Origin of the sequence: Salinibacter sp. 10B (assembly GCF_002954405.1) — a bacterium.
Taxonomy (GTDB): Bacteria; Bacteroidota; Rhodothermia; order Rhodothermales; family Salinibacteraceae; genus Salinibacter.
Genome location: NZ_MQWC01000004.1, coordinates 881,777 through 897,778 on the forward strand (window position 1 = coordinate 881,777; position 16,002 = coordinate 897,778).

The following is a 16,002-nucleotide window of genomic DNA, read 5'->3' on the forward strand; positions in this document are numbered from 1 at the left end:
GGAGAAAGCAACGTCGACCCGTCTTCCTGAAGGGGGCTATAGTGCTGCAGTGTAGGTACGACCGAAGCGGTCCGTAGCCTCCACGCGGACGCGGTTCGCGTCGGGATTGAATGGTGCAGAGAAAAGATGATCTGTGGGCACCGGTTCCACCCAGGGATGCTTCTCCGGCTGCTTCTCTCCAGCATACAGGGCGGTTGCCTTTGGATCGACGCCTCGCTGCTGCTCCATGCTCCCGGTTTGTACCCCGTCCTCGTACCAGGTCACCGTCCACTCATCGTCGGCGCCCCACACGTTGGCGAGAAGGCGATCCTCCCCTTCCTCCTGCACGCGAGTGAGCCGCATTTGGTGGTCGGCATCGTGACCGATACTCTTGTACCGCCACCGGACGGACTCGCCATTCACTTCGTAGACAGCATAGCCACGGGGCGTCCCGTCGTAGCAGATGGGCCCGGTCCACCACGCCCCACAGGTCGTCCCTACCACGTGCTCGTGCGGCCCCGCCTCGTACCGGTGCTCATTCTCATGCACGTGCCCGGTAATGATGTGGGCCTCAAACGGATCAAGCAGTTCGTACAACGCGTCGCGGTTCACGATCATGCCGCGGACCGAGGGGCTCGACTCTCCGTTCCGGGCGTAGGCCGTGCTCAGTGGAGGGATGTGTGCGAGAACCACGACCGGACGCCCGTCCTCGACCATAGCAAGGTCCTGCTCCAACCACCGCAACTGGGTCGCGTCAATGTGACCAAGGTAGTCGTCGGTGTCATTCCCGAAGCCGTCACTTCCCGGCCAGTACACATCGTCGAGGACGACATAGTGGACGGCCCCGCGGTCGAACGAGTAGTACTCCGGGCCGAAGTGCTGTCGGAAGGTGGCCGTAGAACCGGGATCCCCTGGCGCGTCGAAGTTGAGATCGTGGTTGCCCACCACCTGCACGAAGGGCATCCCCATCTGCCGAACCGCCTCCTCGTAGCCGGAAAAGAGCGAGAGGTCGTCGAACACGAGATCGCCGCCCCCCACCCCGAAGGCTGGGCGGTCCTTCATCGCCTTCACGGTCTGCCGTACATCCGGCACCGTCTCGGCCTGAAAGGTTTCCATCTCCGCTGCGGTCTGCGTCTGCGGATCGGCGAGAAAGGTGAATGCGTGCCGCTCGTCGCTCTGGGGGAGCGATTGGAGCTCAAATTCCACCTCTGCCGTCCCGCTTCCGGCCTTAATCGGGCGATAGAACCGAGCCGTTCCCGTCTCGTGCGTCGGCAGCTGGTAGCCGGCGGGCACCGACACGTAGACAAAGGGCTGCCGGGCTGATGCCTCCAACCGGAAACGGCCGTCATCGTCCGTCCGCGTAACGGTGACGCCATCGGTCACGGACACGCCGGACAAGCCGCCGTCTGAATCCGTGACTCGGCCCGTGACCTGAACGGAACGAGAAGTATGGGCCGAGGGAGACGTCCCCGTCGCAGCCCAGGGTACACTGAGAGCGGTGGCGGTGGCGCCGGCAAAGCCGAGGTGCTTGAGAAAATCGCGGCGGGTGGGTGCCATGGCGGGTCGAACACTTGATTGTAAATATTCTTCGAGCGAAGGCGGCCTCCCCTGATTGTCGCGACATTCGTTACAGCATGGGCGAAGGAGGAGTGGGTGCACGCCCCCAACGTCTCGTCCACAGAGTGGGTGCCTTCGTAATGAAGCAATGACCGCAGGGGTGAGGATGAGAATCAGGCCGTGATACTGACCCCAGCCGGTACTGTCGGTATGCTGCAGAAGATGCTGTCTCCGAATAAAATGAGTTTCTACTAAACATTCCACCCTAAAGGCTGAACGTTCGAAGGGCACGCAACAGACCTCCTTTCTACCCGAGCAGACCCTACGAGCTGGGAACGGTGTAAAGAAAGATGCGAATGCGCGGCGGAGAACATCATCACCTCAGGATTATGATCCCTACCCGTCAGTTTTCCTCGTCCTGAAGATACGGAATGTCGCGCGCTACCATCCACCGAATCGCAATGTCCTCGTACGCCTGATCGCGATCCGCATAGCAGTCCTCAGTGGGGCCAGCCGATCACAGGGGTCCCCACAGTAGCGAAATGCCTCCTTCCCGCCAATGGCCCGGAGCAGTCGCTCTCTTTGGTCAACGACCTCGCCGAAAGAGACAGAGAGGGGCATGGGAAAGCGGGCCTCATCCCTCCTCCGGACGAGCACTCTGTGGAATCCACGCGAGACTCGCAAGCACAGGACCGCGGAACGCTGTTCTCCCGTTGATGTGAGATGAGAGACGGGAACAGGCACACATCCTCTACACATGCACCCCCACTTCCAACCATAACACGGGCATGAGTGACGACTTTCTCGAACAGGACGTCCGCTATGTGAAAGGGGTTGGCGAAAAGCGGGCCAACGTGTGGGCCGACGCTCATGGCGTGCGCACCGTCCGCGACCTCCTCCACTTCTACCCCCGCCGGTACCTCGACCGCTCGACCATCACCCCGGTGGAGCGACTCCAGGAAAGCCCGGACCCAGTCACGGTGGTGGGCACCGTGCAGTCGACGAACATTGTACCGGGAAAGAGCCAGAAACGGTTTGAACTCATCTTGCAGGGCGAGCGGGGCGGGCGCATGAAGTGCACCTGGTTCCAGGGCATCTGGTGGGTGCGCAAGGCGTTCGAAAAAGGCGACCAACTGGCCGTACACGGCAAAGTAGAACAGTACGGCCGCTGGTTTTCGATGACGCACCCGGACTTCGACAAGCTCAACGACGAAGGGGCAATCCTCGACACCGGCCGCATCGTCCCCCTCTACCCCGGGGGCGAGGCAATGGAAAAGGTCGGCCTTACGAGCCGGTCCATCCGCCGCATCCTGTACAACCTCTTCAAGGAGCATGGGCTTAAGCTGCAAGAGACGCTCCCGGAGCGCATCGTCGAGCATTGCGACCTGATGGAGGGGCGCGTGGCGCTGCGGGCCATCCACTTTCCCAAGAGTCAGTCCGAACGGGCCCAGGCGGAGCAGCGCCTCAAGTTTGAAGAACTTTTCCTCATCCAGCTCATGCTCGCCCAGATGCGGCAGCAGCAGGACGAGGTGGCCGGTCCTGCGTTCGATGCGCCGGGCGAACACACGAAGGAGTTCGTCCATGACGTGCTCCCCTTTGAGCTCACCGGCGCCCAAAAGCGTTCCCTGCGCGAGGTCATCGAGGATACGCAGACGGGCGTGCAGATGAATCGGCTCGTTCAGGGCGATGTGGGCAGCGGAAAGACTGTGGTTGCCGTGGCGGCCATGATGCACGCCTACGACAGCGGCTACCAGAGCGCCTTCATGGCCCCGACGGAGCTCCTGGCCGAGCAGCACTACCAAAACCTCCTTGAGTACTTGCAGCCCCTGGGCCTGGAGCCGCGCCTGCTGACCGGCAGTCAGACCAAACGTGAGCGCGAAGAAGCCCTGCGCGCCCTCCGCAGCGGCGAAAGCCCCGTCGCCGTCGGTACGCACGCCATCATTCAAGAGGAAGTAGAATTCGATAGCCTGGGCCTCGCCGTTGTCGACGAGCAGCACCGGTTCGGCGTCGCGCAGCGGGCGGAGATGTTCGAGAAGGGCCAACAGCCGCACATGCTGCTGATGACGGCCACTCCCATCCCCCGCTCCCTTGCCATGACGCTCTACGGCGACCTCGACGTGTCGAAGATCGACGAGATGCCGCCGGGACGCAAGCCGGTGGAGACGCAACTCCGGTCCGAGAAGCGGCGAGGCGAGGTGTACGCGTTCCTGCGCGACAAGCTGGAGCAGGGCCAGCAGGCCTACGTCGTGTACCCGCTCGTGGAGGAGAGCGAGAAAATGGACCTGAAAGACGCGGAGAACGGCTACGAAAACCTAAAAAAGCAATTCCCCGACTACACCGTCGGCCTCGTCCACGGCCAGATGAAGTCCGACCAGAAGGAAAATGCGATGGCACGGTTCAAGGACGGCACCATCGATATCCTAGTGTCCACCACCGTCATCGAGGTGGGAGTCGACGTGCCGAACGCGACGATTATGCTCGTGGAGCACGCCGAGCGGTTCGGCCTCAGCCAACTGCACCAGCTGCGCGGACGGGTGGGCCGGAGCGACCAACAGAGCTACTGCATCCTGATGGCCGGGTACAAGCGCAGCAACGAGGCCAAGCAGCGACTGGAGGCGATGGTGCGCACAAACGACGGCTTCGAAATCAGCGAGACCGATCTCAAAATTCGGGGCGCGGGCGATTTTTTCGGGACGCGCCAGAGCGGCATGCCCGACCTCAAGATCGCCGACATCACGGAGGACACTGACATTCTAGAGGAGGCTCGTGAAGCCGCCTTTTCGTTGGTGGAACGCGATCCACACCTTCGGTCCGAGGAGCACCAGCGGCTCCGGCGGCGCTTCGAGGAAACGTATGCGGCAGAGGGCCTGGGCTTTGCACGGGTCGGATAAAACTACACAATATATTTTACTTGATATAAATATATTTTAACTCTACCGACTGTTTACTCCGTCTCTGTGAGGGGTTTGTTCGATGAGCATGGTCAGCACACATGCTGGCATGCCATCGTTTCTTTCGTTTTCTCATGATTCCTGTTTTCTACCATGAGATCCTTCCGCCTCCTCACCACGGGTTGCCTTCTTGTCTTTGGTCTCTTGACCGGATGCGACTCTTTTCCCGGCGTTGAACAGCACGGTACAGAGATCGACCTAAGCAACGCAACCAGTACAACCGTCAATGGGCTTGGCATTCATCTCTTCGCCCCCGATACGGTGGCCGTCGCCGACTCGTTCGCAGTCCAAGTGGCCGTGAGCAATCCGAGCAACAGGGACCGTACTGTGACGACGCCGAGTGCTTGTCTCATGCGTCCCAGCGTCTTCTCCGCAACCGAACGGGTGCCCCTGAAAGGCTCTATGCTCCTTTGTGCCGCCGCCGTCACGACCCACCATATTCCAGCAGGTGAGCTGGTGAAGCGCCGCTTCGACCTGGAGGCCGTGCTCGACACGTCTGAGGGAGAGCTCCCGGCATCGCCCGGTCCCTATACCGTCCGGGCAACCCTCCACTGGACACTCGATGGGAGGTCCATTGAGCGCTCGGTACAAAAGAAGATCGTACTCCACCAGTAGCTCCCACTTTCTCGGGCGCCCCCACCCGAAGGCCGATAGGTAGAATGGACGATCCTGTATCGTACGTGGATTCGCGCTGCGCGGAATTGTCAAAAACAAAGCTCCCCCTTCGAGGGTTGAGTTCGACGGTCTTTTGACGTCATTGCCACGAATCCAGCTTCGGCCTTCTATGATGAACCTGCTGATCAACGTCGATCACGTGGGCACTCTCCGAAACGCCCGCGAAGAGTCGTTTCCGGATCCCGTCCGCGCGGCGGCCCGCTGCGAGCAGGCCGGGGCCGATGGCATCGTCTTCCACCTGCGGGAAGACCGCCGTCACATCCGAGAACGAGACGTGCACCTTCTCAACCAGACGGTAGAGGGCAAGTTAGACTTCGAACTCTCGACCGACGAGGAGGTCGTGTCGATTTGCTGCGACGTGGCGCCGGACCTTGCAACCCTGGTTCCGGAACGCCGCGAAGAGGTCACCACCGAGGGCGGCCTCGACGTGGTGTCGGATCCCGATCGCCTGAAAAACGCCATCGCCCAACTGTACGACGCCGGCGTGGAGCAGGTCAGCCTCTTCGTGGACCCGGTGCAAGAACAGATCGAGGCCGCGGCCCAAACGAAGGCCAACTGCGTGGAACTTCACACGGGGGACTATGCGGATGCCCCCACGGAAGAAGCGCGGATGCAAGAAATCGAGCGCCTCGCTCACGCTGCCTCCGTGGCCCACGAGGCTGGTCTTCGCGTGCACGCCGGCCACGGCCTCGATTATAATAACGTTCCCCTCTTCCGCGAACGCGTCCCTCATGTGGCCGAGGTCTCGATCGGCTTCGCCGTGATGGCCCGTGCCATGCTCGTGGGCATGGACCCGGCGGTGCGTGACATGCGTGCAACGGTGAAAGGCTATTAAGTGCGTTGAGGGTTGTGGCGTTCAGCGTCGAGCGTTCCCTGCGCGGCTTCCGCTGCTCTCCTCATTTCCTCCGCGCTGCATGTTCTTTTCGAAAATGATCCTATTCCCCAAACCCTCAACCCTGAACGCTTAAACGAACCTATGGAAGAACCACCTCCCTTTTTCGAAGATGTCCCGGACGACCACAAGAGCGGATACGTTGCCATTGTGGGCAAGCCCAACGTGGGCAAGAGCACGCTCATGAATGCAATGCTGGGCGAAAAACTATCCATCGTGACGCGCAAGCCGCAAACCACGCGGCACCGCGTCATCGGCATCCACTCCGCCCCCGAGCACCAGGTCATCTTCCTCGACACGCCCGGCATCATCGACCCGCGCTACGGCCTTCACGACGCCATGATGGGCCAGGTGAAGGGCGCGATCCGGGACGCCGACCTGCTGCTCTTCCTCCACGAGGCCACGCAGGAGGAGCCCGACACGCAAAGCCTCCAGCAGATCGGCGACACGCCGGCCTTCCTCGTGCTCACGAAGATGGACCTGATTCCGCAGGACCAGGCCATTCCGCTCGTGGAGTCGTACACCGAGATGCGGGCGTTCGACGAGGTGGTGCCCACCTCCGCCCTCGACGGACAAAACATCGAGACGCTGGTCGACCTCGTGGTGGACACACTGCCGGAGGGACCCCCCTTCTACCCGAAGGACATGATCAGCGAGCACCCGGAGCGCTTCTTCGTCGCCGAGATCGTGCGGGAAAAGGCGTTCCAGCACTACCACCAGGAGCTCCCGTACTCCATCCAGGTCAACATCGTGGAGTATGAGGAGCGGGAGGGCACGCAGAAGGACTACATCGACGCCGAGATCGTGGTGATGAGCGAGTCGCACAAGGGCATCGTGATCGGCGAGGGCGGGCGCGCCATCAAGAAGGTGGGGATGGAGGCACGAAACGACATCGAGTCCTTCCTGCGCACGCCGGTCTACCTCAACCTCCACGTGAAGGTGAAGGAGGACTGGCGCGACCGCGAGCAGCTCCTCCGCTCGTACGGCTACCGCTCGTGAGGAGCGGTACTGCGGAAGACTCAGAACTCCACTCTCGTACGGCAGGCGTCTCCTCCGTACCACATTTCAGACAGGGCGGCCGGGCCGACCGAGACGTGTTCTCGGGCCCCGGCCGTTTTGTGTTGATGGGAGCTCGTCTCCTTGCCCCTCCCGTGCAGGACGATTCTTTGTTCTAACGTCCCGCTTCCGGGTTCTGTAGAACGGTTGATTGTTCTTCCACTCGCCCTTTCGCCCCTCTCTCACCGCCACTGCATGGTAAGCCCCTCCTCCACGAGTGCCCGACGATCCTCGGGGACCGCTGCTTTCGGGACGGTGTGCTTCTGCATTTCGCGGCGGATCGGGTAGGTCGCCCGGAGGTGACTGAAGTAGGTTCCCTGTTCGGACGGCGGCCGATCCAGAATCTGACGCATCCGCTCGTCGTCGGCACGGAGGTCGTACGCCTGCCGGGCGAGATGGTGGAGCCAGTCCGGGCGCGGGAGACGGGCGTCCGGGGCCTGACACCGGAGCGTCCCCGGCTCTTCGGGTTCGAGCACCGTCGCCGGGTCCCATTCAGGGTGAATGTCCAGGTGTTCGCAGAGGGCGGTGTAGAGCATCGTCGTGCCGCGCACCTTGCCGTCGTACGCATAGCCCGCAATGTGGGGCGTCGCCACGTCCACCGCCTCTACGAGCGCAGGATCGGGCGTGGGCTCATTCTCCCACACGTCCAGCACCGCAGCGCCCACAGATCCACTCTCGATCGCCTGAAGCAACGCCGCATTGTCCACCACCGGGCCGCGTGCGGTGTTCAGGAGCCACGCGCCCGGCTGCAGTTGATCAAGCGCCGCCTCGTCGATGAGATGATGCGTTGGATCCGGGCCATCCGTGGTAAGGGGCACGTGCGTCGTAACGATGTCCGACTCGTCAAGCACGGCATCGAGCGACACGTACCCGTGCGAGCGGCCGTCGGCCTCCGCGGCCCGGGCGAGGGGCGGATCGTTGGGAAGCACGGAAAGCCCGAGGGCCGAAAGCCGACGAGCGGCCCGACTCCCCACATTTCCGCACCCGACCACGCCCACGGTCTGCCCCTCAAGCCGCACCTCGTGTTGACGAGCAAGGCGGAGGAGCGCCGCCGTCACGTAATCGGCCACCGAATCGGCGTTGGAGGCCGGAGCATGGGCAAACGCGATGCCCTGCTCCTCCAGATATGGCCGATCGACGTGATCCACCCCAATGGTGGCAGAACCAACGAAGCGAACGGAACTGTCGCCCAGCAATGACGGCCCTACGGGGGTTACACTCCGCACCAAGAGCACGTCGGCGGTCGCCACGGTCGCGGGACCGATGTCGCGCCCCTGAAATCGCTCGATCGTCCCCAGATGTCCGAAAGCCGCATCCACACAGGGAATATTGGCATCAGCAACAATGTGAAGGTCCGGCACAGCGAATTTGTTACAGATGAATCATAAAAGCGCTTCCCATATCCCCCATACAAAAATCTACACGAAAAAGGGTACAGAGAAGGGATCAAGGGAGTATAAACCATTAGTCAATACAGAAGTAAACCAACGTGAATAAATCACGATTGGCTGTTAACCCTCTGATTTCCAGGCCTTTACACGAAATAGAGATCTGGAAACTAATCATCGCCACCGGGAGTAGAGCGGGGGCAGTCATCCGATATGGCACTGAACATCTAAATCTCACTTCTTTCCTGTGCCTTTTCGCTGTTCTACGAATAACAGCTAAACCAACATGAGCAAGCGTGCTCTCATTCTTTGGGTATGTTTTGGGATTTTACTTTTGTCTGCCGCTCGGGTCACAACGGTTCTGCGTCCGGAGGCCTCGGAGGCCCCTCCTCTTAACATCGACACAGAAGCCCCGGCGGTTTCCTCACAGGAGCAGCAATTCAGGCTTCTGAGTGCAACCTACGGCCCGACTGCTCCCGCGGTGGAAGAGCCAACCCTCATGCCCGCAATCGTCGAGGAGAGCACGCTTTGGCTCGCCCGTGCCATTTACTCGGAAACGAAGCTCCCGCACGAGCAGGAGTTGGTGGCGTGGGTCATCCGAAACCGCGTCGAAACTGGCTATCGGGGCCAGACGACCTACAAGGAAGTTGTCTTAGACCCCTATCAGTTTAGCGCGTTTAATCCGGGGGATTCCAAACGATCCTTTTTTCTCAGTCTTACCCCGGAGGTCCAATTGCCCGCCTGGCAACAGGCCCTGTGGATTGCCCATTACGTCCGGCATGCCGATCCCGCATATCGACCCTTTTCAATTGAAACGCGCCACTTCTATAGCGAACGGTCCATGGAAGGACGCCGGCATCCCTACTGGGTGAAGCGGCAGCAGTTCGTATCGCCTGGGTGGGACTACCGAGTGAATGAGCGTCGCTTCCGGTTCTACAAGGAAATCTCCTGACGGCACATCGCCATCGCGAGCAGTTGGTGCAGTTGTTTTCCCTTTGCCCTCCGGTTCGCCCCGACCTGGAAGAGAGACTCGTCCGTACAAACGGCCCCCGAAGACTCTATCTTGAGTTACCACGACGGCATTTCAAGCAGAGCGGAACGACCGCAGATCGCTGAGGCCCCATCGGCAAAAGGATCTCCACACAGGAGACGAGCACTCAGGCACGCCCCCTCTCGTGTGTGAAACCGACGATCAGCCACACCGAACGTGCTCTCTGTAGAATTAAAAAAACGCCCGCCGCTCATTATCGGAGCGACGGGCGCGACTGTTTTCTAGCAGTGAGCAGTAATAGTCCCTAGAAGAGGAGGTTCAGTCGCAAAGCAAAGGTGCTGAACTTGGGACTTTCCTGTGGATCAAAGGTTATACTGGTATCTCCGAGCTCAACCTCTTTATCCTCGTCGACGAAGCTCGTGGCCCCAAACTCGTACCGAAGCTCGGGCTGGAGTCGGACCGAGGAACCGGGCAAAGAGATTTGCGCCCCGATTCCCACGTTGAAGGTGTAGGAGACTCCGGACATGACATCATCAAACTCGTCTTCCCCCCGGGGAATCGTCGCCTTCGGTCCCCCCAAGATGTACGGCGACACGAGCGGGGCAGACAACAGAGTCACCCGTAGGTCCACCGGTACCTCCCAAGCCGACACGGTGTACCGCGGATTCCGCAACTGGTCCGAAATGTTGGAAAACTCAAAGTCGCCGACTCGACGGTAGAAGAAGCCCGGTCGCACATTCAAGGGTCCTAGCGAGAGCTCATATACCAGCCCCACGTGGTAGCCTGTCGAATTATCCAGAGTGGCCTCGGTATTTGTCGCCTGAATATCATCGGTCGACTCAAAGTTGAGCCCTCCACTGACCCCGAGCTGGGCCTGGGCAGGAGCAGCTGTTCCCAGAAAAAGGACCGCTGCGAAGAGCGTTGACAAAAAGAGACGCGTCTGATTGGAGTACATGTCGTGGTAAAGTGTGGTGAGGGAAAAACGGTGAAACGGCCTTCCGTGTCGAGACCGAAACTCAGGAATTTGACACGGTAGGGAGGGCGCACCCACCTGTCGAAAAGTAACGGGAGTCCCTACCCGCATCAATGCACGGATGTAACGTTGCCTCCATCCGGCCTCCCCGACCGCCCGGTTCCCGAAGCATGCGGGAGTCCTTTCGAGGTCGTTACTGTTTGCAGGTCAAAGCCCCTTCAATCGATTGTCGGTCCTGCAACCTCCGTTCCCTTGAGAAGTTGTTCTGAATGGTTTTCCCCGGTTCAGAATCGCCCTGTCCGCTCTTCTCCACTCGTTGCCCGTTCCCTATGAAAATCGGCATCACCTGCTATCCCACCTACGGCGGGAGCGGTGTCGTCGCCACGGAGCTTGGAAAAAACCTGGCCCAGCGCGACCATGAAATCCACTTCATCTCGTCCTCCCTCCCGTTCCGTCTCTCGCACGTCGCCGGAAACATCTTCTTCCACGAGGTGAACGTGCAAAGCTATCCGCTTTTCGACTACCCGCCGTACACGCTGTCGCTCACCAGCAAAATGGTGGACATCGCCAAGCACGCGGGGCTGGACGTATTGCACGTCCACTACGCCATCCCGCATGCGACCAGCGCCGTGATGGCCCGCCAGATTCTCGCCGGGGAGGGGCTCTCGGTCCCCATCGTCACCACCCTGCACGGAACCGACATCACCCTCATCGGGCAGGACCCCTCGTTTGCTCCCGTCGTCACGTGGTCGATCAACGAATCCGACGGCGTAACGGCGGTCTCCAACTACCTGCGCCAGGAGACCTATGACCACTTCGAGGTGAGCAACGGCATCGAGGTGATTCCGAATTTCATCGACACCGACCGCTTCTACCGGCAAGACAAAGAGCACTTTAAGCAGGCGTTGTGCCCGAACGGGGAAAAAGTCATCGTCCACGTCTCCAACTTCCGACCGGTCAAAAACACCAAGCAGGTGGTCGAAATTTTTGCCCGGGTGCGCAACGAACACTCGGACGTAAAGCTTCTGCTCGTGGGCGACGGCCCAGAGCGCGTGCCCACTGAGCGTAAGGCGCGCGACCTAGGAGTCTACGACGACATCCGTTTTCTGGGCAAGCAGGACCCCATCGAGGAGATCCTCTCGATTGCCGATGTGTTTCTCATGCCGAGCGAGTCGGAAACCTTCGGGCTCGCCGCATTGGAAGCGATGGCGTGCAACGTGCCCACGGTCGTGAGCGACGTGGGCGGCCTCCCCGAGCTCGTAGAGGACGGGGAGACCGGCTACCTCTGCCCCGTGAACGACGTGGAGGCGTTCACTGACCGCGTACAGGCCCTACTCGGCGACGACGACCTGCACGGCCGTATGGCCGAGGCTGCCCGGGACCGTGCCGTCGAGACGTTCGACATCGACCGCGTGGTCCCGATGTATGAGCGCTACTACAAACAGGTGCAGGAAAAGGACCCCGAGGTGACGCAGATGAGTGAGTAATACCAACTCACTGTACGAGTGGCTCCGTATCTGACGGAGGTGCGTTTTCTATCGGGGACGATCCCGTTATCGGAGGCGGGATGGTCCGGAAGCAAAAAGAGGCACCTTCGTCGTGCGAACGCCCCCGGTAGCTGCACAATGATCTTCGGCAAGCGGAATGACGCCTGCCCGCTCCTGTCGTCCCCTCCCCCGTCTCTCTTTACATCGGTGGGGAACGTCGTGGCTGATCACGATCGCCCCGACATCGATCCGCGCCACCCGACGTCCTCACTCGTCCCCCCAAGTGCTTCCTTGACGAACGGATTCTGTTGCCGCTCTCGTCCGATCGTGGTCTCGGGCCCGTGTCCAGGATAGATCGTCATCTCGTCGCCAAGAGGCAGAAGCTTCTCGGTGATGGCGTCAAGCAGCTGCGAGCGTGAGGTCTCTGGCAGTCCCTGCGTGCGCCCGATCGAGTTTTGAAACAGTACGTCGCCTGTGAGTGCCTGCTGACTGTCCGCATCAATGAACGAGATGGAATCGGGCGAGTGGCCGGGCGTATGAAGTACGTCGAGCGTTACCGAGCCAAACGAGACGGTGTCGCCCTCCGCGAGAAACGTGGTGGGCACCGTCGGGGGCTCCACCTCCACACCGAAGGCCTTCGCCTGCTCGTCCGCCCGTTCAATGAACGGCACGGCGGCCTCGTGGGCCTTGAACGTTGCGTCGAAGTGCTCCTCGAAGAATCGGCAGCCAAAGATGTGATCGACGTGGGCGTGCGTGAGCAAGAGGTGACGGACGTTCAGGTCGTGTTCCTCAACGACGCGGAGTACTTCCTGCTGCTCCTCCTCCGTCGCACAACTGGCATCCACGAGAACGGCCTCCCCATTGTCGTGGCAGAGATAGCAGTTCGTCATGAAGGAATTGAACGTGAAGGCCTCAACGTGCATGGACACTACGGGATGAGTCCGTAAAGTTAACGATCGGAACGGTGCACTCAATCGCCCCTCTACCGGAAAGATCCACGAACATGCGATTTGCGAGCGGCGTTAAGCAGATCCTCTGATGAGACCAGGGGATGCCCAGGCCACAGCCGGTCCGCATTGCGATCTTCAAAACGGATCTGCCGAAGCGGCCTACGCCCCTTCCCCTCACGCTCCCCTATCGACACGTCAGGCTCGGTATGCTCCGTCGCCTCCACTGGCTCCTTCTGCGTCGGCTGCCCGGCCCGTTCTTTGGCTGGCTGGGCATTCTCATGTTTTTGCTGCTGATGCAGTTTCTGATCCGGTGGCTGCCGGAAATTGCAGGCAAGGGGATCCCGGTCCTCGTGATCATGGAGCTCATTACGTACAACCTGGCGTACATGATGGTGCTGGCAGTGCCGATGTCGGTCCTGCTGGCCGCTCTGATGGCATTCGGGGGACTGGCCGAATCGAAGTACTACACCGTCATCAAAAGCACGGGCATCTCCTTCAGCGAAATTGTGTGGCCGGCCCTGCTGTGTGCACTTCTCGTCGGCAGTGGGCTGCTTTACTTCAACAATGTTCTGCTCCCGGAGGCCAACTACCGCGCCCGCCAGCTCTGGACCGACATCCGCAACAAGCGTCCGGGGTTTGAGCTTCAGCCCGGCGTGTTTTACGACGAAATGGAAAACTACAGCATTCTCGTGGGGGACCGTCCCGCCGGCTCCAACCGGCTGATCGACGTCACCATCTACGACTACACCCAAGGGCGCGAGGAGCAGGCCGTGATGAAGGCGGAACGAGGGCGTATTCGGTCGAGCCAAGGCGGTGCCCGGCTCACCCTCGTCCTCAAGGACGGAGAAATGCACCGCCCCCTTCCCCCCTCGTCTCACTCCATCGAGCGCCGCTACGAAACGCTGGAGTTTAACCGCCACGTCATCCACTTCAACCTGTCGGATGCCGTCTTCCGACGATCGACCGAGGAGGAGGCCGCCCGCTCCACCCGCACGATGCCCCTTCCGGGCCTCCTTGAAACCACCGACTCGCTACGTGCAAACCTCGAATCCGACTACAACGATCTCTACTCGAAGATCGAATCTTCGCTCTTTCCGTCGCCTTCGGCCGACTCGTCTGCCCCTCCCGATTCGGCTACGACCCTCCTAGCGGATGCTCCCGCCCGCCCCCGTCTGCATCCCCTCACCTCACTGGATAGCGTCTCTCAGAGGACGGCAGTCACCATTGCCTCTCAAAAAGCTCGCTCGGTGCAGTCCCGGATTGAAAACGCCGGACGGGAAATCAGATGGAAGGATCGGCGGCTTCGAAGCTACGAAGTCGAGATCCATAAGAAATTTTCGATTGCCGTTGCCTGCATCATTTTCATGGTAATCGGGGCTCCACTCGGCCTGGCGCTTCAACGGAGCGGCCTGGCAACGATCGGGGGCGTCGCACTCGGAATCTTCATGTTTTACTGGATCACGCTCGTGCAGGGAGAAAAGCTCTCTGAACGCGGATTCTTCCCACCATGGATCGGGATGTGGATCGCCAACCTTCTCATGTCTGGCGTCGGGTTCTGGCTTCTCGTATACATTCTCTTGGACCTGGGCGCCACGCCTCCTCTCCGCACCCGCCTGTGGAAGTGGCTCACCTCGGATCCGTCTTAACAGCAGCCTGTGTCGTCCGCCTCGCTCCTCTCCCACACGCTCACGCTCTCACGTGCTCTACCTCGTTCCCACCCCCATCGGCAATCTCGACGACATGACCTACCGCGCCGTGCAGGTGCTGCGGGAGGTCGACCTGATCGCCTGCGAAGACACGCGCACGTCGGGCGTTCTGCTGAATCACTACGACATCGACGCTGCCACGACGGCGTACCACGAGCACAATGAGCACGACAAAACGCCGCGCCTCATCAAACGACTGCGGGCGGGGCACGACATCGCGCTGGTGACCGACGCAGGCAGCCCCGGCATCTCTGATCCCGGCTTCTATCTCACACGGGCCTGCTGGGAAAACGACATCGAGGTGCAAGCCCTTCCCGGCCCCACCGCTCTCATCCCGGCCCTCACCGCCAGCGGCCTGCCCTCCGATCGCTTCGTCTTCGAAGGATTTTTGCCTAAGAAAAAAGGACGCCAGACACGCCTCGACGAGCTGGCTTCCGAGCCGCGCACCATTGTGCTCTACGAGTCGCCCCACCGTCTCCTCCGCACGCTGGATGACCTCATCGAGCATTTTGGGGCCGACCGTCTCGCAGCGGTCGCCCGAGAACTCACGAAAAAGTACGAGGAGATCGAGCGTGGAACGCTCACTGAGGTGCGGGCGTATTTTGCCGAGTACGAAAAACTGCGGGGAGAGTGCGTCGTCATTCTCCACGGCGCGGACTGAAAATGCCGCCGCCTCCCCGTCGTCGTTATCTGCTCGCCCGACTGGATCACTCACAGGCCCTTCGTCTCCGTGAAGCTGCTTCGGCCTCTGCTCTTCGGCCTCTGCCTGTTCGTTGTTCTCCCGGCGCATGCCCAGCAATCGAGCGAAAACTGTCAGGCCTCGGCCACCCTTAGCCTGAATACCGACGCTGACGCGGACTCCGCAAGCACCACGCTCACGAAACAGACGGCGGTCACGAACCCGAAGCCGGCGGTCTCGGTGTCGCCGACAACCGAGGCGGAGGCCTACGTGCAAAACGTCATCCAAAACGACGGCCTTCACGTGGTGCACTTCTGGGCGCCCTGGTGCTCCAACTCGAAGCGGGAGCTCAAGAACGGCTGGGCCTCCCTCGTGGCCAATAACCCAGACGTCACCTTCACGTTCGTCACGGTATGGAACGACGGCGAGAGCGGTGCCTCCATGCTCGATAACAACAATCTGCCCGACCGGGTGACGGAGGTCACCCAACCCGACCTCGGGTCCAGCAATACGGAATCGAATCGGCGCCGGTCGTTCCTCACGCATCCCGTGACCTGGGTGCCCTCCACATGGATTTTCCACAATAATGGGGAGCTCGCGTTCGCTATGAACTACGGCGAGATGAAAATGCGTACGATTCAGTCGCTGTTGGACGCTACTCGGAAGAACTGGTAGCTCAGACGGGAACCGTTCCGTCGTCCGTTTCTAGTGCTCAGTC

13 protein-coding genes are annotated in these 16,002 nt (G+C 60.7%); 9 read left to right on the forward strand and 4 right to left on the reverse strand.

Features of this window, described 5'->3' with window-relative positions; genetic code table 11:
- Positions 1 to 36: 36 nt before the first annotated feature.
- A complete protein-coding gene (locus BSZ35_RS03925; RefSeq protein WP_105011223.1) occupies positions 37 to 1,536 on the reverse strand; it encodes a calcineurin-like phosphoesterase family protein in 1,500 nt (499 codons plus the stop codon).
- Between the two features lie 788 nt (positions 1,537 to 2,324).
- Here BSZ35_RS03925 and recG point away from each other — a divergent pair.
- The 4 genes from recG (at position 2,325) to era (ending at position 7,053) form a co-directional block, all read left to right on the forward strand.
- Positions 2,325 to 4,427: an ATP-dependent DNA helicase RecG gene (recG, locus tag BSZ35_RS03930; RefSeq protein ID WP_105011224.1), complete on the forward strand. Its 2,103-nt coding sequence runs from the start codon at positions 2,325 to 2,327 to the stop codon at positions 4,425 to 4,427.
- Positions 4,428 to 4,580: 153 nt separating this feature from the next.
- Positions 4,581 to 5,102: a hypothetical protein gene (locus BSZ35_RS03935; RefSeq protein ID WP_105011225.1), complete on the forward strand. Its 522-nt coding sequence runs from the start codon at positions 4,581 to 4,583 to the stop codon at positions 5,100 to 5,102.
- A 169-nt stretch (positions 5,103 to 5,271) separates the two neighbouring features.
- The gene (locus BSZ35_RS03940; RefSeq protein ID WP_105011226.1) at positions 5,272 to 5,997 is read left to right on the forward strand and encodes a pyridoxine 5'-phosphate synthase; all 726 of its coding nucleotides are present in this window, start codon (positions 5,272 to 5,274) and stop codon (positions 5,995 to 5,997) included.
- A 141-nt stretch (positions 5,998 to 6,138) separates the two neighbouring features.
- Positions 6,139 to 7,053: a GTPase Era gene (gene era / locus BSZ35_RS03945; protein WP_105011227.1), complete on the forward strand. Its 915-nt coding sequence runs from the start codon at positions 6,139 to 6,141 to the stop codon at positions 7,051 to 7,053.
- Positions 7,054 to 7,292: 239 nt separating this feature from the next.
- Here the strand turns inward: era and BSZ35_RS03950 are convergent, their stop codons facing one another.
- Positions 7,293 to 8,471: a 4-phosphoerythronate dehydrogenase gene (locus tag BSZ35_RS03950; RefSeq protein ID WP_105011228.1), complete on the reverse strand. Its 1,179-nt coding sequence runs from the start codon at positions 8,469 to 8,471 to the stop codon at positions 7,293 to 7,295.
- Between the two features lie 313 nt (positions 8,472 to 8,784).
- Between BSZ35_RS03950 and BSZ35_RS03955 the strand changes: the two genes are divergently transcribed.
- Entirely contained in the window at positions 8,785 to 9,450 is a 666-nt protein-coding gene (locus BSZ35_RS03955; RefSeq protein ID WP_105011229.1) for a cell wall hydrolase, read from the forward strand.
- Positions 9,451 to 9,793: 343 nt separating this feature from the next.
- On the opposite strand, the gene BSZ35_RS03960 is transcribed toward BSZ35_RS03955, so the two are convergent.
- Complete coding sequence (locus tag BSZ35_RS03960; RefSeq protein WP_105011230.1) at positions 9,794 to 10,444, reverse strand: outer membrane beta-barrel protein; 651 nt, start codon at positions 10,442 to 10,444, stop codon at positions 9,794 to 9,796.
- A 347-nt stretch (positions 10,445 to 10,791) separates the two neighbouring features.
- On the opposite strand from BSZ35_RS03960, the gene bshA reads away from it, so the two are divergent.
- Positions 10,792 to 11,949, forward strand: a complete 1,158-nt coding sequence (gene bshA, locus BSZ35_RS03965) for an N-acetyl-alpha-D-glucosaminyl L-malate synthase BshA (protein WP_105011231.1) — start codon at positions 10,792 to 10,794, stop codon at positions 11,947 to 11,949.
- 227 nt (positions 11,950 to 12,176) lie between these two features.
- Here the strand turns inward: bshA and BSZ35_RS03970 are convergent, their stop codons facing one another.
- Positions 12,177 to 12,872: an MBL fold metallo-hydrolase gene (locus BSZ35_RS03970; protein ID WP_105011232.1), complete on the reverse strand. Its 696-nt coding sequence runs from the start codon at positions 12,870 to 12,872 to the stop codon at positions 12,177 to 12,179.
- Positions 12,873 to 13,105: 233 nt separating this feature from the next.
- On the opposite strand from BSZ35_RS03970, the gene BSZ35_RS03975 reads away from it, so the two are divergent.
- The 3 genes from BSZ35_RS03975 to BSZ35_RS03985 all read left to right on the forward strand — a co-directional run bounded on the left by BSZ35_RS03975 (position 13,106) and on the right by BSZ35_RS03985 (position 15,959).
- Complete coding sequence (locus BSZ35_RS03975) at positions 13,106 to 14,545, forward strand: LptF/LptG family permease (protein ID WP_105011233.1); 1,440 nt, start codon at positions 13,106 to 13,108, stop codon at positions 14,543 to 14,545.
- A 52-nt stretch (positions 14,546 to 14,597) separates the two neighbouring features.
- Entirely contained in the window at positions 14,598 to 15,266 is a 669-nt protein-coding gene (rsmI, locus tag BSZ35_RS03980; protein WP_105011234.1) for a 16S rRNA (cytidine(1402)-2'-O)-methyltransferase, read from the forward strand.
- A 69-nt stretch (positions 15,267 to 15,335) separates the two neighbouring features.
- Complete coding sequence (locus tag BSZ35_RS03985) at positions 15,336 to 15,959, forward strand: thioredoxin family protein (RefSeq protein WP_258096062.1); 624 nt, start codon at positions 15,336 to 15,338, stop codon at positions 15,957 to 15,959.
- The last annotated feature ends 43 nt before the right edge of the window (positions 15,960 to 16,002 follow it).